Genomic DNA, 21,640 nt, shown 5'->3' on the forward strand with positions numbered 1-21,640 from the left:
ATGATTTTCATAGGTTTTCCCGAACAAATATTTAGAAAAATACGAATTAAATTCATAGAATATAATTGCTTCTGCCGTTTGCTTTAATAGCGTCATAAAAAAATAATTAAACACATAGAAACATAGAATTTATGAACAAAAAGGATACAAAAAAAGAAATACATTTCTTTCGCATAGTAAGCTATGTGCATTATAAACAAGTGAAACGACTTCTTTTAATTAGAAAAATCTATGTTTCTATGTGTTAAAAATAATTATGCTCAACAGTTTATTTCACCAATGATATGGTATACGAATAACTGTACTGTTTTTCTAATAATCGGTACGGATCATGAGGAAGTCGTCCCCAACTATCATCACCACCCAAACCTCTTTGTTTGTAATCCAGATGCAGGTAAACAGCTTCTTTTGAATCTAAATTCAAATCAGAAGGATGTCTTTGTGCTTTATCTTTTCCAGGATCCAGATCTTCTGTCGAAATATTCAACGCGCTAAAACTAAGTTCTTGTTGTCCTTCGATTTTAATGCCTTGCCCGTTTTGATTTTTTAATGTCAGCCAGCGAACATCGGTTTTATAACCTGATTCCTGAGGACGAATGTAATTTCTGGCATATTGGTTTATTACTTTATCTGAATATTCTCCAATAAAAGAAGCCGAATTCCTATCTGAATAATTTTCCCAAGGCCCTCTTCCGTAATAACTTAGATTATCATAATTACCGTTTAGTTTGATGCGCATTCCAAAACGAGGTAATTCAGGTAAGTCTTTCCCTGCCATATCTATAGATGCAGTCACTTTTATTGATCCATTATTTTGAATTAGATACTCTACGGTGTAAGGAACAGCTGCCTGAGCTAGTTGATAGGCTACTTTAATCAGCAAACCTTCTGTTGTATTTTTATCCATTTTAACACTTATCAAAGTCGGATTTTTTGAGGCTTCTTTCCAGATTACTAATTTATTTGGCATTCCGTTTCCAAAATCATTATCTGTTGGAGCACGCCAAAAATAAGGAGACGGGAAATTGGTAAAAATTTCATTGCCCGCATTTTTCAGTTTATAGTTCAGGATTTCTCCTTTTTTCAAATCAAATTGTCCTGTCGCATTTTCAGCTTCAAAAGACACTATGTTATTGCTCACAGTGTATTTTAATTTTGAAGCACTTTTGGCAATGCTGTTGTTTTTAAAATAAGAACCTTTGCCTATTTTAAATTGTTCTCTTGCAAATTCATGTCCTTTAGCCAGCAATGGCGCATCGTATTTTGAAACGGCAAAAACATTTAAAAAATATTCTGAATTCTCCTCGATTGTACCTAAATCCAGTGCTGCTTTTTTAGTTTCTTCCGGAGCTGCATCCAAAGTAAATTCTGCCGATTTTGTTTTTACGCCATTTTTAATCAATTCCCATTTAAAGATATAATCAGAAAGATTGGTGAAATTATAATGGTTTGTAACCGACAAATCAGTTCCATTAAGTTGAAATTGAATGTTTTGATATACTTTTTTCACTTCATATAATGCAGGTTTTGGAGTTCTGTTAGAAAACACAAGTCCGTCAGCACAGCCATTCTCATCATTTTGTAAATTAGCACCTCCTAAATCTCCGCCATATGCCCAAAAAGTAACTCCCTTTTCATTTTTTGTTTTCAATCCCTGATCAATCCAATCCCAAATAAATCCACCCTGCATGCGTTTACTGTTATTGATAATGTCCCAGTATTCCTGAAAATTTCCGCTGCTGTTTCCCATAGCGTGTGCATATTCGCACATGATGTAAGGACGCGTTTTATCAGAATTGGCATACTCTTTCATGCTTTTTATGCCCGGATACATAGGGGCAACTATATCGGTATTTCTGTTTTCTCCTGCCTGCTCAAACTGAACCGGACGCGTAGTATCTGTTTTTTTAAGCCAATCGTAAGCATCATAAAAAACAGGACCATTACCACATTCATTACCTAAAGACCAAATAATGATAGACGGATGGTTTTTATCCAGTGCAAACATTCTTTCGATACGATCCATATGTGCCGGTGCCCACTCTGGCAAATAAGCAGGATGTTTGGTTTTATCAAACCAGTTTTGCAATTCGGCACCCATTGCATGGGTTTCGATATTGGCCTCATCAACCACATAAAATCCATATTCATCACATAAATCATAGATATGACTATCATGCGGATAGTGGCTCATTCTAATGGCGTTAATGTTAAATTCCTTCATTAGCTGAAGGTCTTTTATTGTTGTTGCTTCAACAGGAGCGTGCCCTTTTACATCATCATGTTCGTGTATATTAACACCTTTTACCATCACAACCTTACCATTTACTAAGAGTCTGGCATTTTTTATTTCGACTTTTCTAAAACCAGTTTTTTTAGAAATAATTTCTAATGTTTTTCCTTTATTGTCTAGTAATGTAATGGTATATCTGTACAGATTTGGTGTTTCAGCATTCCATTGTTTTACATTTTCGATTGTTTTTTCAAAGCTGATTTTCTGTTCTTTAGCGTTTACTTTTTTACTTTCAGAAAAGATGGTATTTCCTTCTTTATCAAACAATTCAGCTTTAACAACGGTATTTTTAATTTTACTGTTTTCAAAATATTTTAAAGTAACATCAAGATTAAAAATCCCATTTTTATATTGATTGTCTAAATCACTTTTTACAAAATAATCCCAAACAGTTGTTTTGGGCATTGCCTGCAAATAAACATCACGCTCAATACCGCTTAACCTCCAAAAATCCTGATCTTCTAAATAACTTCCGTCATGCCAGCGAAATACCTGAACTGCAATCAGGTTATTTCCTTTTTGTAAAAATGAAGTAATATTAAATTCGGCAGGCGTTTTTGATGCTTTGGTCATCCCTACCTCTTTTCCGTTAAGGAAAACTTTAGCATAACCGCTGATAGAACCAAAATGAAGTATGATTTCTTTGTCTTTCCATGAATCAGCAATTGTAAAAGTGCGTCTGTAACTTCCTACCGGGTTATAATCGCCATTTATAAAAGGTGGATTTTTAGGAAATGGATACGTAATATTGGTATAAATAGGAATATCAAAACCTTCTATTTCCCAGTTCGAAGGCACCTGAATGTTTTTCCAATTGCTGTCATCTAAATTTACTGCAAAAAAATCCATAGGTCTTTGCGACGGATTTTTTACAATATTGAATTTCCAGCTTCCATTTAAACTCTGATATAAGGCTGATTTTTGAGGATTGTTCCCTTTCAATTCAGCTTCATTATTATATAAAAGAAAGGAACTTCTGCCTGCTTCTTTTCCGCGGTCCAGAATTTTAGGATTTTCCCATTCGTTACTCTGGGCATAATTACTTTGCAGACTCAAAAATAAGGCAAGTGCTAATACAATTTTTTTCATTTAATTATTTTAAAAATGGGAACTAAAATTCAATACTCCTTAATTTTATTTCAATCAAACTTTACCAAGCATCATTAAATAAAGACTTACTTAAAAAAAATACAGAGGTCCCGGTTAGAAAATGATATGCTCTATTTTAGAAATAAAAAATAACTTCACAAATTTAAATAACAACACATAAAACAAGAGGGACACAACAATATATTAGAAGGGGTATATCAATAAAAACAGCAATAAAACAAATAAATTAGCAAATAATTTATACAATTCATAATTTTTAAATTAAAAAAAAGACATTATAGCACAGGCAACTTTTCTATTTCTAAAACCTGTACTGGCTCAGGATTTGCTTTTACCAAACCTTCTCCATCTGCCTGATTTACATTTTGAGAAAAAATGTGCAATTGCTTTTTATCGTTCCAGAGTTCTTTATCAAAATTAGGTTCCCATTGTCCTACTGAAAAGCGGCTAAGATCTTGTAATTTCCAGTTTATATTTTGCAGATTAGTGTATCCTAATGCTATTTTATTATCTCTTTCTTCGTCTCTAAAAAGCAAATACAACATCGATTTATGAACTAAAATTTCAGGACGTGAAATAGGGATTCTTTTGGTTCCTCCTCCGCCCAAAGTAAATGACTTTGTATGAAAAGCAGTGTTGATTAAGTTCCATTTTCCATGGGATAAATACACTACTTTATATTGCGGTATTCCGGTATTGTCCCAATAAGTAGTAATATATGGATTTCCCTTTTCATCTACCGTCATGGCCGTCTGATTGATTAAACTGCTATTTTGAGGTACTTTCCAGGCTTGTTCCGCCGTTGCTTTTGTAATGGGCAAGACGTATTTTTCGCCTGTAGATTTTTGCCATGTTTTTCCTCCATCTGCAGAAAAAGCGTAACAAATATCATGGTTGGTAGATACATCCCAGCTTTCCCTCCAAACCCACGACATGTAAATTCCTTTCTCGCCTACGCACATTTGCCAATAGGCACTGCGTTGATTTTCGCCATCGATTAAATTATTTTGTAAGGCGGTCCATTGCTGCGTTTTTACGTCATACGATTTCATAATCATATTTCCTCTTCCGGAAGCTCCTGAACGGTAGCAAAATAATAATTTCCCATCAGGTAAATTATGAAATTCAGGATACGTTACTTTCTCCTCCTCCTTGCCGGTCATTGCTTTTTCCTGGCCTAACTCTAAGCTGTATGGCATTTTACTTCTGGCGTAACGCAAACGGGTATCATGATGATCCCAGCTCATATGAAGATAGCCATCACCATCTATTGCGATACTGATGTCGTTGTGTGCATCTTTTACATTACCGCTATACGGAGTAATTAATGTATCCCATTTTTGTGCATTTAGTTTTCGTTTTGCCAAAACTACCCTGCCTTCGGGATCGTAGTATGCTGTATATTGAACTCCTTTAAAAGTAGTTAGTGCACTGTTTCTAAAAATTACTGTATTTACAGAATTATTGCTCCAGCCTAAACCAATAGTACTTTCTGTAGTTTTTAGCTGAGCCTTAGCGGAAAATGATGAAAATATCACCATCACAAAAAAACTTACAAGTACTTGATTTTTATTTAAATGTGTTATTAAGTTGATCTCCATTTTCTTTATTATTATCCAATAAATCCTTAATTAAAAAAACATTCCTGACTGTTTGCTCATCCTGATTTTTTATAAGCAGTTAACAAATGTAACTACAACACTTATTTAAGCAAAACAATACCAACCAGTTTTTTAATTTATTTATCAGATTGACAAAGAATATGATATCTACAGATAATAATAGTCAAAGCGAAGTAAGTTTAGCCTTAACCTTGCTGTTTTATCATGTAATGATCTTTTCAAAAACATAATATTGAAATGATAGCTATTAGAAGAAAAGATCTTCCATTTTTTGAAGCTTCAATATCATGTAAGACTAACCCTATTTAGTTTAGAATTCGGCGGTAAGAAAATTTCTTGCAGCCTCGTAACACTCTTAATACCTAACATTTATCATGTTTTTTGGCTGTTCAAATTTGTTATTTTGTTTTAAACTAACAATACCACAAAACTATCTAATGATAATTGACAACAAAAATTTCAAGAATACAGCAACCTGTCCTGAGCCTGATATTTATGTATTAAAAACCTGTAAAAATGCATATTGATACTGACTTACTTTATACCTGGGGGGCAGTAGCCAAAAAAGTACCCAAAAATACTATTATCTTTTATGAGGATGATCCACCTTTGTCTTTTTATCAGATACTGGAAGGTACCGTAAAAATGAGTTATACGAACGAAGACGGTAAAGATCTTACTATTGGAATTTTTGAAAAAGGAAACAGTTTTGGAGAACCTCCGCTATTTATCGAACAGCCTTACCCGGCTTCTGCAATTGCACAAACAGATTGTGTTTTACTGAAACTTTCTAAGAGAAAATTCATTGCCTTTCTTCAGGAAAATCCTGATATACAGATTAAAATATTAAAAGTTTTTGCCTGGAAAATTTACAATAAAATTGTCTTTTCTAAAAACATAATAAATCATAAGCCGGAATACCGTATAAAATATTTTCTTGATAATTTAAAAAAACAAAATAATGTAACTGCCTGTCAAAAAATGAGAATTCCTTACACGAGACAGGAAATTGCAGATTTTACCGGTTTACGTGTAGAGACTGTTATACGCACGATTTCACTTATGAATAAGGTAAAAAAAATTGAAATTGTCGATCATAAACTTTTTTATTGAATGAGATTCCAGCAGTTAACCATCACTCGTATCGGATAAATTTTATCAATTTCTGTTTCTTTACTTCAGGTTAGCCCAAAATTATTAATTCAGTATCTGCTCTTATAGAAGTAAAAAAGGAACTTTAAAAAGTTTCTTTTTTATTGTATCACTTTACTTATCATTGCTTTTGAAATATTATTTGCTCTGATCTTTATTTCACTCGCCTTTTGACCTTCAAATAAATCATCGACTGTGTTTTTCCATAATTTAGTCCAGTGCTTGAAATGACTTTTGGTTAAACTGCTTTTCTGGTTCAGCGCTCTGTGTTTCATCATTGGATTTCCGTCAAAATTTCCAGTGTAAAAAAGAATATTATCCCAGAAATCATACATTGTCGGAAGATGTTTTTCCCAATTGACAGCGGCAACTTCGGTAAATAAATATCCAATAGTCGCATCTGTTCGAATCTTTTGGTAAAAGGCATCTACCAGTATTTTGATGTCTTCTTTGTTTTTAATATCTGTTTTCATATTCTTTTCTTAAACGATTAAAGATCTTTTCTTTTAAATTTTCGAAGTGAGATAAAAAACGGAACCACAATCCATAAAACCAATAATGCAAAAGAGATTGTTAGTCCGAGTGTCGTTCCAAAAAAATCTTTAAAAATAGCTCCAGTATATCCCATCATCGCCGATTGGTCAAGGTGCAGCAAGATTTGAATACGGGCAAGATCTATTGGACTTAATGCCGTTACTGCCACCATTGCCTTTTCGATAGGATATTCGGCAAACTGAAATAATAGAAATAGTACCAATGCATCAAAAAGTATTGCAAAATACAGCCAGGACATGATTGCTAAACCTATTCCTTTTGCTTTATCACGGGTCAAAATACAACTCAAAAAAGCCAATGATACAAACACAATCGAAATTAAACATCCTGACAAAAGCATCATAAATCCTGCAGCATCAGGTGCGTTAATTAAAAGAGGAATTCCTGCACCCAATAAAAAGGCAAATACCATCGCGATAGAAAGTCCGGCAAATAAACTCATCCATATTTTTTTTCGTCTTAAAGGCTGGCTGAGCAGCAGCTCAATAAATTCTGAACTATTATAGAGATATATTGTTGAAAAAAGTATCGAAACTAACGGAACCGTAAATAAAATTACGTTCAGGATTGTCAGCAATCCCTTGGCTGAATTATCCTCCAAACCAAAAGAGCCCCAGGATAATAAAGCCAGAATAAAGGTGTAACTCAGTATAATTTTATTTTTAAGAATATCTAATAGTACAATTTTAATAATCCTGTTCATGATTCTTTTCTTTTAGAATTTTTGCAATAGCTTTTGAAATTTTGTTTTCGCCTGTTGATTCAAGCAAATCGGTTATCGTTTTATGAAAATGGACTTTCCCATCCTGCATAAAAATAATCTGGGTTATCATATCGTCAAGTTCACTAAGCAAATGAGAGGTAATCAGGATTAACTTTCCCTCATTTTTTTGATGTATGATTTTGTGCTTTAAAATTTCTGCTGCCAGAGGATCAAGACCTGCAGTGGGTTCATCAAGTATTAACACATCAGGATTAAAAAGAAAGGCCAATGCAGCACTTACCTTTTGGGTTGTACCGCCGGAAAGTGTTCTCATTTGCTTGCCTTTCATTTTATCGAGCTTAAAAGCTTTTATCAAATCTTCATCGAGCGTGTCTTTAGAATTTCGAATTTCTTTGATCATGGCAATAATTTGCTCAATAGTCATATTATCCGGATAACGGCCTATTTGAGGCATATATCCAATATTATTTCTATATTCAAACTTATTTAGAATGGATTTTTTATGGAATAAAATATCACCGCTGCCAGGCAAAACCATTCCTAAAACAGATTTGATTAAGGTCGTTTTTCCGCAACCATTTGGGCCAATAAGGGCGATACATTCTCCTGCATTAAACTGAAGATTCACATCTTGCAATACCTGAAGTCTGCCAAATTTTTTATTTATATTTTCTAAAGTAATCATAATACAAGAGATTTCATTTCGGGAGTTTGATCGACAAAATTATCGGGTGTAATACTTGGAAGAATTTTTTCTGATTTATCAAGAAGCGTAATCATAAAACTCCTGAATAACAGCATTGCCGAAGGATTGTTTTCCGTGAGAACAGCAAAAAGACTCAGCGGATGAAAAGGCACATCTCCAATTCCGTCCCGATTAAGATCATATCCTTCGTATTTATCCCAATAATTGTTATTAAAATGATTGAGCACTAAACTTCCATTGGTGCTAATGTCAAAAGTATTGGCGAGAAAATTATTAAAGGAAATCTCATTATCCATGCAGCTTGCCTGAATTTTCATGCCCCAGCCATTGTCTTTGAAAATATTTTTTGAAAGCATAATCCGGCTTGCTCCTTCCATATAAATTCCTGAAGTATTGCGAATGAATTTATTTCCTATAATATGACTATCTGAAATTTCTTTTAACAATAAACCATAAGCGGCATCTCCCCAATTTTCTTCAAAATAATTATTGAACATTTTTACATTTTTCGTGAACATCACTGCTACGCCCGCACCATTATTTTTAAAGACATTTGAGATATAGGAATCATCATTAGAAAACATAAAATGAAGTCCGTATCGAATGTTTTCTTTTGAGATATTTCTCCAGATAATAGAATTAGAAACAAATTCAAAGTAAATACCATCACGATGTCCGGAAATTCTGTTGCCGATAATTTGTATGCTGTCGCTTTTCCAGCAATGAATCCCGTTTCCTATTCGTTGTTCCTCTTTTTGATAAGCTTTGATCGTATTGTTTTTTATGATACAGCCAATTCCTTTTTGAACATAAATTCCAAAAAAATTATTCTCAAGAATATTGTTTTTTATGGTAACTGCTGTTTTGTTGTATATTTTAATGCCACAAGGGTCATTGAGGGAACCGTAGCCCGAATTGATGATTTTAAAACCCGCAAAAGTTACGCTATCGGCTTTGATGGAAACCACTTCATATTTTTTTTCTCCATCGAGAATAGGTAAGCCATTTCCCTGCAGTATTATTTTTTTATCTACAATTAAGTTTCCTTCCTTATAAACACCTTTATAAACCACGATAGTATCACCGGGATTTGCGAGTTCAATCGCTTTTTTTATTGTTTTGATGGTTTTATCCTTACCTACTTCTATTTTTTGCGAATGCAGACAGGTGAGAAACATTGAGAGACAAAGACAGAAGAATATTTTCATGGTTAGTGGGTTGTAATGAGCATTTATTCCAGCTTTATTTTTCTATAATAGCCGTCCATTCTGTTTCGTTTGCGTTTGATATTGCTTTAAAAGCTTTTGCCTCACTTTTGTTCGAAAATGCCGCTATGTTCCCATGCATGGGGCTTTTTATGGTACCGCCAGAGATAAAGAAAGCTTTCTCTGCTCTAATCAATTCATTTTCTTTGGCGTAATCATTTACATAATAGGCTTTGATCTGCATCTCCTGATGTTCTTTACCAAAATTGGCCATACAGGCAATATCATCAAACTTATACGCCCTGCCTTTTTGGGTAATAATTTCTGCAGCATATCTTCCATCACTGATTCCCATTTTACAAAAATCACAATTGTCTGTATTCAATTTAATTGGAATTGCTTTATCGCCTGAGCATGAAAAAAGAAAACAAGTACTAATTAAAATGCCGAAGAATTTATCGAGAGGTGAAACTGATTTTTTCTCTTTTATGATGGCCAAAAAAAGTAAAACGCCAACAGTAATAAGCATCCATCCGCCAATATCAGGAATAGAATAAGCACCAAAATTCAATAATTGTTTATAACCAAGCAGTGGCGGCTGGTACGCCATACCCGGAACCCGAATGGCTGCATTGGGATCTAAGTTATGACCATATTCATAGTTCCAGCGGTAAAAATCGACAGCTGCTAATACCGCGAAAAGTAAAAAAGCGAAGAAAAAGATGTGGAGCAATTTTCGCTTTGCAAAAAACAAACCGCTTATTGCAATGACACCAAATGAAGCTAAAATATAAGGCAAGATTTTAAATTCTATAAAATCTTCTGTATGAAGGGTCTTCATCCCAATATAGTGATTAAGACCATTTATAATATCAACATCTCCGGCTATTTTAGTAGCATGCAGTTTTAAAACCAAGCCTTCAGGATATTGTGGTGCACTGAGTTCTATTCTCCACATGGGTACAAAAATGGACCCTATTAAAAGCAGACTGCACAAAAAGAGTACTACTTTAGAAAAAGTTGAAAGTGTTTGATTTTTCATGATAAATCGAAATAAAAAGGGAACAAAGAAAACTTTGTTCCCTTTATGGGTTACTAGCTATTCCTTTGGTAAATTTGTACCTAAACTATAAGTAATGGGAACGTTACTTCCTGCAGGTGAAACTCTAACGTAACCCTGCATTTCCTGATGCAGTGCGCTGCAGAAATCGGTACAGTAGAATGGGAACATTCCTTTTTTCTGAGGAACCCATTTTAGTGTAAGCGTTTCGCCTGGCATGATCAGTAATTCGGCTGTGTTAGCCCCTTTAATCGCAAATCCGTGCGGTACATCCCAATCTTGTTCTAAATTAGTAACGTGAAAATAAACTTCATCACCAACTTTAATTCCTTCAATATTGTCAGGAGCAAAATGAGAGCGAATACAAGTCATGTAAACATGTACTTTATTTCCTTCTCTCACTACTTTGGTTTCTTTTTCTCCTTTGGCAACATATGGATGCTGGTTGTCTGCCATTTTGTAATATTTCAACTGACCGTTATTACGTATTTTATCAGCCGGAATACCTTGTGCATAATGCGGTTCACCGATGGTTGGATAATCTAATAAAAGTTTCATTTTATCGCCACTGATATCAAACAATTGTGCACTTTGAGCCAATTCAGGTCCTGTTGGCAAGAATCTGTCTTTTGTGATTTTATTATACACTACCATATATTTTCCAAAAGGTTTTTCTGTATTTCCTCCCGGAATCATAAGATGTCCTGGTGAATAATAAGTAGCTTTTCGATCTAAAACTTTCAGGTCTTTAATATTCCATTTTACAACTTCAGAAGATACAAACATGGTTGTATACGCATTCCCTTTTCCGTCAAATTCTGTATGCAAAGGTCCTAGTCCAGGTTTTTGAACTTCACCATAAAGAGCTGCTTCATATTTAACTACCGGAATTCCGGCATAAGTTCCATCAAACTGTTTTTTGGCAATGGCATCTTTAAGCTTTGTAAAACTGAATACCGGAATCAATGCTGCTAATTTTCCGCTTCCCACAATGTATTCACCCGTTGGGTCAATATCACAGCCGTGAGGTGATTTAGGACATGGAATCAGATAGCAAATATCTTTAAGTTCTGCAGCATCCAAAATCAATACTTCTTTCTTAGTTTCAGATTTTGCAGTCTGGGTTTTCTCATCCCAGGTATTATGAACATAATTGGCAGGTACGCGTTTTCCTTTCCCTGCTTTGATATACTCTTCCGCTTTTTTCCAGTTTACTGCCATGATAAAATCTTTATCATTTTTTGATGCATTAACTTCAAGCAATGTGTTGGCTTGTTCTGTGTTATAACAAGAGAAGAAGAACCAGCCGTGAGATTCTTTTTTACCGGGGTGACTAAGATCAAAATTAACGCCCGGAGTTACAATTTGAAAGGCAAGATCAAGCTCTCCTTCGTTTCCAACTTTTACAAAACTAATATGTCCTTTAAAGTTTTTCTTATAGGTATTAATAGGTACATCGCCATTATCATTATCTGCCGGTACACTAAAACGGCTCGCTCCTACTACATACTCTGTGTTTTGTGTAATAAAAGGAGAGGAATGGTTTCCTCCGCAATTTGGAAGCTCAATTATCTCTGCCGTTTTAAAAGTTTTCAGGTCAATACGTGCGATTCTTGGCGTATTATTAGCATTGGCAAAAAGCCATCTTCCGTCTGCTTCACCATTAGTCTGTGATAAATCCATGTGGTGCTGATCGTCCCACGGCACAAAACCATGCGAAGTATTCAGCATCGCTTTGGTTTCTTCACTGTAGCCATAACCACTTTGGGGATCCTGCGAAAATACCGGCATCACCCTTAACAATCTTCCGCTTGGAAGTCCGTAAACGCTCACCTGCCCACTAAAACCTCCAGATACAAAATTGTAATATTCATCGTATTTACCCGGAGCAACATATACTTTTTGTGCAGCATCACCTTCTACAGTATCACTAGAATCTTTAGGTTTACAGGAAACAAAAAAGGCACACCCCAACGTAAGGGCGAAAACTGATTTTAAAAATTTATTCTTCATAAGACTTTTATTTAGCATTATAATTTTATGGTTAGCATTATTTTATACCGTCAATCTGGCGCATATATTCCAGTATATTTCTGGCTTCATCATCTGTAAGCCCCTGATTAGGCATACGAATCATGCAGAGTTCTAATTGCGCCTGCAATTCAGGATCCTTGTCGATCATAGGATCAGGATTGGTAATAAAGTTCATAATCCATTGCGGGGTTCTGCGTTCTGTAACCCCTTTCCATCCGGGTCCTACTAATTTTTCGTCTGTAGGTTTATGGCAGGAAGTGCATTTTACTTCGGCTACTTTTAATCCTTTTTCTGCCATTGACTTGTCTAAGGAAGTACCTAATTCAATAGTAGAAAATTTTCCTAATCCTCTTTTAGGATCATACGATTCTGCTTCAGCTTTTTTCTCTTCTACCGAGGGAGTCGAAAAATCCTGATCTGTATTCGATTTTTCTTTTCCGCAAGACACAAACAAGAAAAGACCGAACATTGTTACTAAAAATAATCTGTTCATTACTATGGTTTTTATTTTGTTAAACTATTGAACAAAATTCCAAAACTTGTATCTCTTAAAGTATGACTGTAATCATACACTGCAAAAAATGTTCACAATACCTTCGTACTTTCAAAATACAGTTATGAAAATTTGTGTTTATATATTCCTGTTTGCAGTCGTGTTCAGACCAGCGTTTCCAATTCTGGACTACATTTTGAACTACCATTACATTGTAACAGAATTATGCGAAAACAAAGACACTCCAAAACTGGGCTGTAACGGAAAATGTCACTTAAAAAAAGAACTGGCAAAAGCATATAAAAATGATGTGCCTGCCTCAAGCGAGAAAAAAAGTGAAACCTTCGAAACTGCTTTGCTTTTCCTGGTAAACATTCCGGTTTTTAGTTTTGAAAGTATTAAAAAACCTCTTGTAGCGATAAACTCCGTCTATAAAAATCTGTACTCCCTTACCGCTACTGCTTCTGTATTTCGTCCGCCTATTTTCTGGTATTAATTTTTCTTTTATTTCTAATTTTTCTTCTCCGGATTTACATTCGGCGGAAGCCATATTATCATTAATTCAAATTAATACTCAAATGAAAATTTTAAAATACACCACTCTTTTAGCTTTAGCTATTCTCTTCTTTTCTTGTTCATCCGATGAAAATGCTGCTGATAAAACTCCAATCGATGAAACCACGGGGCTGCAAAAAATTCAGGAAATAGTGAACGAGAATCACATTATTGAACTCTATTCTCAAAGCGGCGCTTTAGTTCAGGGGTACAATCATATCACTCTTAGAATCAAAGACAAAAAAACAAATGCCTACGTTAGTAATGCCAAAATAAACTGGCTCCCAGTAATGCATATGGCCATGATGGAACATTCTTGTCCAAAATCGATTGTGACCAAAATAGCAGATAAACAAACGTTATATGAAGGCGATATTATCTTTCAAATGGCTCAAAATGACACTGAATACTGGAATCTGACTCTTACTTATACCGTTGATAGTATTTCGTCTACGGCGAAGGATATTATCAAAGTTCCGGCTTCCGCAAAACGAACCGTTAGCACTTTTAACGGTATTGACGGCGTTCGTTATCTGGTCGCTTACATTGCTCCTCAAAATCCAAAAGTCGCTACGAATGATATTAGTTTAGGCCTTTATAAAATGGAGGATATGATGACATTTTCTACAGTGAATAATTTTAAAATAAAAATCGATCCCAGAATGCCAAGCATGGGAAATCATGGTTCGCCAAACAATACCGATTTAACTCAATCCTTGAAGGATGGATTTTATAAAGGAAAATTTTCCTTGACCATGACGGGATACTGGAGAATTAATCTGCAGCTTTTAAACACTTCAGATCAAGTACTAAAGGGAGAACCCATAACGACAGAAAATCCGGCAAGTAGTTTATTCTTAGAAATAGAATTCTAAAAACTTACCAATAACAAGAAAGAGATGGTTTTCGCTGTCTCTTTCTTATAATTATTTCACAATGAAAAATACAATAGCCATCCTCTTAGCTGTATTTTCAACAGTCTGCTGGGCGCAAGAAAAAAAGAATGATACTGTCGCAGCTGTAAATCTTAATGAAATTATAGTAATAGGAAAAAAAACACCTTTAAATCTCAAACAGCCTAAATCGTTAACTTCTTTAGAGGATTATCTTAGTGGATCTTCCAAAATAAATATGATCAAAAGAGGTTCTTATGCGTGGGAACCCACCATTAACAATATGTCGACCGAACGTACTGTAATTACCATCGATGGCATGCGCATTTTTGGTGCCTGTACAGACAAAATGGATCCGGTAACTTCTTATGTCGAAGTCTCTAATTTATCTGAGGCAAAAGTTGCATCTGGTCAGCAGGCAAGTTGCCACGGAGCAACAATTGGAGGTTCGATCGATTTAAAACGCAATCAATTGAATCAGAAAGCAAACGGCTGGAATACTAGTCTGAATTCCGGTTACGAAAGTAATAATCAGCAAAAAATTATTGGTGCCGCTTTGGGATATAATGATAGTAGTTTTTTTACCCGAATAGATTTTATGCGTCGGGATGCCGAAAACTACAAAGCCGGAGATAGAAAAGAAATTGACTTTTCGCAATTTACCAAATATAATATTTCGGCCGCTGCAGGTTACAACATCAATAAAAAAAATATACTCGAAGCTACTGCCATTTACGACAAAGCCACAAACGTTGGTTATCCTGCACTTCCTATGGATGTTTCATTGGCAGAAGCCAAAATCGTGGCGCTGAGTTATCAATATATTCCGGTTAACAGTGTTGTTTCGAACTGGGAAACAAAGGGTTATTTTAATACCATTAAACACAAAATGGACGATACTAAAAGGCCTTCGGTGCCCATTCATATGGATATGCCGGGATCGTCTGAAACCTTTGGTTTTTATTCTAAAATAAAAGGAAAGATCAAAAACCATGATTTTTTGGCCGATTTGAATACTTTTTATAATAAGGCTGTAGCCGAAATGACCATGTATCCTGCTGATACAAATGAGAATCTTATGTTTATGTATACCTGGCCGGATGTACGCACTTTCTACAACGGATTATCATTAGAAGATAATATTAAAATTTCGAAGGAAGCTGTACTTAGAATCAGTACTAATCTGGGATTTCATTCTAATACTGTAGCCAATGATTTTGGATTGCAAAGCCTTCGTATTTTTTATCCTGAAATGAAGGCGACACAAAATCGCTTTTTAAAGAGTTTCTCCGGAAATTATACTGCCAATAAAGGAAAACTGGAGTATGGTTTTGGTTTGGCTTACGCCGAAAGAGCGCCCTCCGTCTCTGAAAGTTATGGATTCTATCTCTACAACAGCAATGATTTTTATGATTATATAGGAAATCCAAATTTAAAAAATGAAAAGGCTGTTGAAGGAAATTTTTCTTTTGGATTTAAAAGCAGCCGCTTAACATCTAAAATTACAGCTTCGTATTTCTATATTTCGAATTACATAATAGGAAAAATTGATTCGAAAACTTTGCCTATGACTATTGGAGCATCTGGTATAAAAATTTACAATGCACTTGATCACGCTTCGATTTTTAATACTGATTTTAATCTGGAATATTCAATTTCGCAAAACTGGAACATCAAAACATTAATTGCTTATAGTCTGGGCAAAGATGACGATCATAATAATCTTCCGTTTATAAGTCCGCTTCGATATAATGCCGGAATCGAATTTAAAAAAAATAAACTCAATGCAGGAATTTTAGCCTCGGGAAATCTTGCGCAAAATGATTTTGCCAAAGCGTACGGACAAACCCAAACATCTGATTATTTGATTTTTAATATTAATGCAGGTTATGCTTTCGATTGGAATCAAAACAAAATAAAACTGCAGACAGGTGTTGAAAATATATTCGATAAATATTACACCACTTTTTCAGACTGGAACAAAATACCGCGAATGGGACGTAATTTCTTCATCAATCTTGTTTACAGTTTTGACTAAATTTTAAAACAATAAAAAATAGCATTACAACTTTTAAAAAGGCTAAAAAAATAAATAGTCCTTATGATTGGAATCATAAACTAAAAAAGATTGCGGTGATACTTTTACAGTATTAAAATTTTTCAATAACATTCAAAACCCATAACAATGAAAACATCTTTCAAGATTACCGTTTTAGCTATTTTTACCATTTTTAGTTTATTTTCATGTGGAAAAAAAGAGGCTAAAGATATAGCACCTGCTGAAACTACTGCAACGGAACAACCCTACGAAGAACATCCTGTTGAAACTCCTGCGGCTACAAATGATCTGCATATTGAAAGTAATGATCAAATGCAGTATTCCTTGCATGAACTAAGAGCTCCGGCAGGAAAAATCACCCTTACCCTGAAACATGTTGGCAAGATGGAGAAAACGGTAATGGGACATAATTTAGTCATTCTGACACCTGGTACAGATATTTCTGATTTTACACAAAAAGCCGTAGATGCAAAAAATACAGATTACATACCTGCATCTGAAAAAGCAAAAGTAATTGCTCATACCAAAATAATTGGCGGCGGAGAAAGTGATACCATCGAATTTACTATTAATGAAAAAGGAACGTACGATTTTATCTGTTCTTTTCCCGGACATGTATCAATGATGAAAGGAAAGCTAATTGTAGAATAATTCATTGGCTTTTAAATAAATAAAACTCAAAATCATTATAAATGAATAAGGAAAGAAAACTTTGGATAGGATTTGCACTCGTAATGTGTATCTCTTTTTCAGTATTAGGATATTACGGATACGAGATTTATCAGCAGGCACCTCCTATTCCTACCCAAATAAAAAGCCCTGATAAAACGGTAATTTTTACCTCTCAGGAAATAAAAGACGGCCAGAATATCTGGCAAAGCATTGGAGGTCAGGAAGTGGGAACCATTTGGGGACATGGTGCTTATGTAGCGCCAGACTGGACTGCAGACTGGCTGCATAGAGAAGCTGTCTTTATTCTCGAAAAATTATCTCAAAAAGAATATTCAAAAACTTATGCCCAACTAACAGAGGAACAGCAGGCAGGCATGAAAATCAGACTCCAGAATGATGTGCGTAAAAATACCTACGACAAAACTACTGGTGTTATCACGATTTCTCAAAACAGAATTGAAGCCATAGAATACCTAAGCAAATATTATGAAGGTTTGTTTATGGATGATCCTAAATTCGATACGCTCCGTAATAATTATGCTATTCCTAAAATGTCTGTAAAAGATCCGGAACGAATGCATAAAATGAATGCTTTTTTCTTTTGGGCAACCTGGGCTACTGTAACAGAAAGACCGAATCAGAAAATTTCATACACCCACAACTGGCCATCAGATGAACTGGTTGGAAATGTGGCAACAAAAGATCTTTTGGTCTGGTCAGGAGTCAGTATCATACTGCTTTTGTTCTGCATCGGAATTCTTATTTTTTATCATGTACGATCAGGAGAAGACGAACATTTTGAAGTACCGGTTCAGGATCCTTTGCTGAAACAAGGAAAAACACCTTCGATGTACCGAATAAAAAAATATTTGTGGGTCGTAAGCCTTTTAATTGTGCTGCAAGTTATACTGGGTGTCATTACTGCGCACTATGGTGTAGAAGGAAACGGTTTCTTTGGAGTTCCGTTAGATCAAATTCTTCCGTATGCCGTAACAAGAACCTGGCATACTCAACTGGCCATATTCTGGATAGCGACGGCCTGGCTTGCCACCGGATTGTATATTGCACCGGCGGTTTCCGGCAAAGATCCAAAGTTTCAAACATTTGGGGTTGACTTTTTATTCTATGCCTTACTTGTAATTGTACTAGGTTCTATGGCAGGACAATGGTTTGGTGTTATGCAGAAACTTAATCTGGTAGAAAACTTTTGGTTTGGTCATCAAGGTTACGAATATGTAGATCTGGGCAGGTTTTGGCAAATATTTCTTCTTGTAGGATTGTTTCTTTGGCTGGCATTTATGGTTCGCCCCTTATTACCGGTCCTGAAGAAAAAAAACGGCGAGAGAAATCTAATCATTATGTTCCTGATCTCATGTACTGCTATCGCTACTTTCTATGCTGCCGGACTCATGTGGGGAAGACAAACCAATCTGGCCATTGCCGAATATTGGAGATGGTGGGTAGTACATTTATGGGTAGAAGGTTTCTTTGAAGTATTTGCTACTGTTGTAATCGCGTTTTTATTTGTTCGTCTGGGCTTGTTAAAAACAAAAACAGCTACACTTAATGTTCTTTTCTCTACCATCATTTTTATGTCTGGCGGAATATTAGGAACCTTCCATCATCTCTATTTCGCCGGAACTCCCACGGCTGTTATGGCGCTTGGAGCAACCTTTAGTGCCTTAGAGATTGTACCCTTGGTTTTAATTGGTTATGAAGCTTACCACAACTACAAACTTTCTAAATCAACCCAATGGATTAAAGATTATAAATGGCCTATTTATTTTATGATTGCTGTTGCTTTCTGGAATTTCTTAGGCGCTGGAGTATTTGGATTTATCATTAATCCGCCTATTGCCTTGTATTATGTTCAGGGTTTAAATACAACGCCTTTGCACGGACATACTGCCTTATTTGGAGTTTATGGAATGCTGGGAATTGGTTTGATGCTTTTTGTACTGCGCAGTTTGTACAGACAAGAGAGATGGAATGAAAAATTAATGAAATTCATATTCTGGTCTACCAATATTGGCTTGCTGGCCATGGCTTTAATGAGTCTTCTTCCGGTTGGAATATGGCAGGCTATAGAAAGTATCGAGCACGGAATGTGGTATGCACGTTCTGCTGAACTCATGCAACAGCCAGCCATGGTAACCTTAAAATGGCTTAGAGCAATTGGCGACACTATCTTCGGATTTGGCGTACTGGCTTTGTGCTGGTTTGTTTTTGAACTCACACTTCGAAAAAAAAGTAAATAAACCTGAATCTCCGGGAGTTAAAATTCCCGGAATTCTTTTTCTTAAAAATTAAAAAAAAGCCGAAAATTAAAAAATACGATCGTAAAAATCTCATTTCAGCCGATTTTAATCTTAATCCATTATAAAAACTTAATTCTATGACAACAACAAACCCAACCACAATTGGCGAAATCGTAGCAAATGATTTCAGAACCGCAGCAATCTTTTCAAAATATAATATTGATTTTTGCTGCAAAGGACATCGTACTTTAGAAGAAGTTTGCAAAAAGCGAAACATCGAAGAATATCTTCTTGTCGAAGAGCTTGACCGTGCAAAAAATAATTCGGCGAACCAAACTTTTGATTATAAATCATGGCCTTTGGATCTGTTAACAGATTATATCGAAAAAACGCATCACAGGTATGTAGAAGAAAAAACGCCGGTCCTATGTCGCTTTTTAAATAAATTATGCAGTGTTCACGGTGAAGTACATCCTGAACTTTTTGAAATCAACACCCTTTTTACTGAATCTGCCGCAGATCTTGCTACTCATATGAAAAGAGAAGAAGAGGTTCTTTTTCCCTATATCCGAAAAATGAAAATAGCGCACAATAAAGGCCAATTGCTTCAAATGCCACATTTTGGAACAATCGAAAATCAGGTAGTTTTGATGAAAGAAGAACATGATATTGAAGGACAGCGCTTTAAAAAAATAGCTTTACTTACCCATAATTATACTCCTCCGGGAGATGCGTGCAATACTTATAAAGTTACTTTTTTGATGCTGGAAGAATTTGAACGTGACCTGCACAAGCATATCCATATGGAAAACAATATATTATTTCCAAGAGCAATTGTTCTTGAAAAAAACTTTGAAGTAGTGCTCTAAATATCATAAATGATAGAAAAATATGTGATCAAATGAAACGGAGATTACAAGCTTTTTGAAGCGTTAAAAATTTAGGATGCGCTTCAAAAAGCCTTCAAAAGTGTCAATTAAACACCAGATAAAAAGAAAGGAAAATTGGATTTTTCTTAAATCCAGAATTGGATTATTATATATTGGCGTGTTTAGTGGTGGCGAATAAACAATTCCATAAAAAATAATAGATATTATAAAGATGATAAAGTATCTTAAAATAAAACTTTGAAGGAAATCACTTTGTACAATTCTTTAAAGAATAATTTCTCCAAGCTCAGCGACTTAAATTATTGTGATAAAGAAATAAACCATAAAAATATATCAGCGTCAAATATTACAGCTGTTTACGGAGAATGAATACAATATGTCTTAATTCTTTTAACCCCAATACTTTAAATTAAAATCTGTATTATGACTTTACACCATATACTTTTAATAATTCACCTTATTGCTGCAACGATCTGGATTGGAGGCCATCTTACGCTTAGTATTGTTTTTCTGCCAGTTGCTTTAAGAAAAAAAGAACCTTTAATTATATTAAACTTTGAAAAAAAATTCGAACCACTTGGTATATCTTCTTTAATTGCCCTGATTATAACAGGAATTTGGATGGCCTATGATTTTGGAATTACGTACCAATCATGGTTTCATTTTTCCGGCAGTTTAGAAAAAGTAGTTTCGATAAAATTGGTTTTATTAATGCTAACTTTTGTTCTTGCACTCTATACTCAAATTTATGTAATTCCAAATCTCACTAAGTACAATCTCAATAAAATAGCATTTTCGATTATAAGCGTAACTGTAATAGGACTTAGTATGCTTATTTTGGGTTCAACAATAAGATATGGAGGGATCTAAAGACGTATTTTAATATGTACTCCAACAGAATATCATGATCAATTTTTGAACTTGTTCAATCGCTGACGAACTTCCGGTCGCTGGTTTTGGTAAAGTTTATTAACCGCAAAGAACGCAGGGGATTACGCAAAGTTCGCAACGAACAGCCTTTGCGACCTTAATAAAGACAGCAGTACAGACAATAAAAAAAACCTTTGCGTACTTTGCGGTAAATTTCACAAAGTGATATAAACAAAAAATCCCTCCCGATAAATCAGGAAGGATTCTTAAAAGAAAGGCGACGACATACTCTCCCACATAACTGCAGTACCATCTGCGCAGGCGGGCTTAACTACTCTGTTCGGGATGGGAAGAGGTGAGCCCCGCCGCAATAACCACCTTAAGGCCGTTTTGCAATGGGTGATTAGCCTTAGCTAGTCAACATTACACAATATCTTAACATACTGAGATAAAGAAAAGTATTTTAGTTTTAGAAAGTTTCTCCCCCCG

General features: G+C 35.1%; 17 protein-coding genes and 1 rRNA gene. 8 read left to right on the plus strand and 10 right to left on the minus strand.

From position 1 onward, the window contains the following. Positions 1-268 precede the first annotated feature (268 nt). On the minus strand, positions 269-3,382 hold the full coding sequence (locus B0M43_RS20725) for a glycoside hydrolase family 2 TIM barrel-domain containing protein (RefSeq protein ID WP_078005221.1): 3,114 nt from the start codon (positions 3,380-3,382) through the stop codon (positions 269-271). 296 nt (positions 3,383-3,678) lie between these two features. After that, positions 3,679-5,004, minus strand: a complete 1,326-nt coding sequence (locus B0M43_RS20730; protein ID WP_078005222.1) for a BNR repeat-containing protein — start codon at positions 5,002-5,004, stop codon at positions 3,679-3,681. Positions 5,005-5,541: 537 nt separating this feature from the next. Here B0M43_RS20730 and B0M43_RS20735 point away from each other — a divergent pair. After that, the gene (locus B0M43_RS20735) at positions 5,542-6,138 is read left to right on the plus strand and encodes a Crp/Fnr family transcriptional regulator (RefSeq protein ID WP_078005223.1); all 597 of its coding nucleotides are present in this window, start codon (positions 5,542-5,544) and stop codon (positions 6,136-6,138) included. Between the two features lie 140 nt (positions 6,139-6,278). On the opposite strand, the gene B0M43_RS20740 is transcribed toward B0M43_RS20735, so the two are convergent. From B0M43_RS20740 to B0M43_RS20770, 7 genes are read right to left on the minus strand one after another with little or no spacing between them, the layout of a single operon-like run. Then, positions 6,279-6,650, minus strand: coding sequence for a group III truncated hemoglobin (locus tag B0M43_RS20740; protein WP_078005224.1), 372 nt, complete (start codon positions 6,648-6,650; stop codon positions 6,279-6,281). A gap of 17 nt (positions 6,651-6,667) precedes the next feature. Then, on the minus strand, positions 6,668-7,435 hold the full coding sequence (locus B0M43_RS20745; protein ID WP_078005225.1) for an ABC transporter permease subunit: 768 nt from the start codon (positions 7,433-7,435) through the stop codon (positions 6,668-6,670). Beyond that, positions 7,419-8,141: an ABC transporter ATP-binding protein gene (locus B0M43_RS20750; RefSeq protein ID WP_078005226.1), complete on the minus strand. Its 723-nt coding sequence runs from the start codon at positions 8,139-8,141 to the stop codon at positions 7,419-7,421. The genes B0M43_RS20745 and B0M43_RS20750 overlap by 17 nt, the downstream gene beginning before the upstream one ends. Further along, on the minus strand, positions 8,138-9,370 hold the full coding sequence (locus B0M43_RS20755) for a nitrous oxide reductase family maturation protein NosD (protein WP_078005227.1): 1,233 nt from the start codon (positions 9,368-9,370) through the stop codon (positions 8,138-8,140). The genes B0M43_RS20750 and B0M43_RS20755 overlap by 4 nt, the downstream gene beginning before the upstream one ends. A gap of 34 nt (positions 9,371-9,404) precedes the next feature. Further along, positions 9,405-10,409 carry a nitrous oxide reductase accessory protein NosL gene (locus B0M43_RS20760; protein ID WP_078005228.1) on the minus strand — a complete coding sequence of 335 codons (1,005 nt, stop codon included), beginning with the start codon at positions 10,407-10,409 and terminating at the stop codon, positions 9,405-9,407. A gap of 57 nt (positions 10,410-10,466) precedes the next feature. Then, complete coding sequence (gene nosZ / locus B0M43_RS20765) at positions 10,467-12,440, minus strand: Sec-dependent nitrous-oxide reductase (protein ID WP_078005229.1); 1,974 nt, start codon at positions 12,438-12,440, stop codon at positions 10,467-10,469. 37 nt (positions 12,441-12,477) lie between these two features. Beyond that, the gene (locus B0M43_RS20770; RefSeq protein ID WP_078005230.1) at positions 12,478-12,954 is read right to left on the minus strand and encodes a cytochrome c family protein; all 477 of its coding nucleotides are present in this window, start codon (positions 12,952-12,954) and stop codon (positions 12,478-12,480) included. Positions 12,955-13,042: 88 nt separating this feature from the next. Between B0M43_RS20770 and B0M43_RS20775 the strand changes: the two genes are divergently transcribed. The 7 genes from B0M43_RS20775 (at position 13,043) to B0M43_RS20805 (ending at position 21,151) form a co-directional block, all read left to right on the plus strand. Further along, entirely contained in the window at positions 13,043-13,450 is a 408-nt protein-coding gene (locus B0M43_RS20775; RefSeq protein ID WP_246860158.1) for a hypothetical protein, read from the plus strand. Between the two features lie 82 nt (positions 13,451-13,532). Next, entirely contained in the window at positions 13,533-14,384 is an 852-nt protein-coding gene (locus tag B0M43_RS20780; protein ID WP_078005232.1) for a FixH family protein, read from the plus strand. A 61-nt stretch (positions 14,385-14,445) separates the two neighbouring features. Continuing rightward, the gene (locus B0M43_RS20785; RefSeq protein WP_078005233.1) at positions 14,446-16,440 is read left to right on the plus strand and encodes a TonB-dependent receptor plug domain-containing protein; all 1,995 of its coding nucleotides are present in this window, start codon (positions 14,446-14,448) and stop codon (positions 16,438-16,440) included. Positions 16,441-16,587: 147 nt separating this feature from the next. Beyond that, a complete protein-coding gene (azu, locus tag B0M43_RS20790; RefSeq protein WP_078005234.1) occupies positions 16,588-17,112 on the plus strand; it encodes an azurin in 525 nt (174 codons plus the stop codon). Positions 17,113-17,153: 41 nt separating this feature from the next. Next, entirely contained in the window at positions 17,154-19,391 is a 2,238-nt protein-coding gene (locus B0M43_RS20795) for a nitric-oxide reductase large subunit (protein WP_078005235.1), read from the plus strand. Positions 19,392-19,528: 137 nt separating this feature from the next. Then, a complete protein-coding gene (ric, locus tag B0M43_RS20800) occupies positions 19,529-20,260 on the plus strand; it encodes an iron-sulfur cluster repair di-iron protein (protein WP_078005236.1) in 732 nt (243 codons plus the stop codon). 444 nt (positions 20,261-20,704) lie between these two features. After that, positions 20,705-21,151, plus strand: a complete 447-nt coding sequence (locus B0M43_RS20805) for a CopD family protein (RefSeq protein WP_078005237.1) — start codon at positions 20,705-20,707, stop codon at positions 21,149-21,151. 272 nt (positions 21,152-21,423) lie between these two features. Here B0M43_RS20805 and rrf read toward each other — a convergent pair. Next, a 5S ribosomal RNA gene (rrf, locus tag B0M43_RS20810) occupies positions 21,424-21,533 on the minus strand. Between the last annotated feature and the right edge of the window lie 107 nt (positions 21,534-21,640).

It is taken from the genome of Flavobacterium sp. KBS0721, from assembly GCF_002007065.3.
Lineage (GTDB): Bacteria > Bacteroidota > Bacteroidia > Flavobacteriales > Flavobacteriaceae > Flavobacterium > Flavobacterium piscis.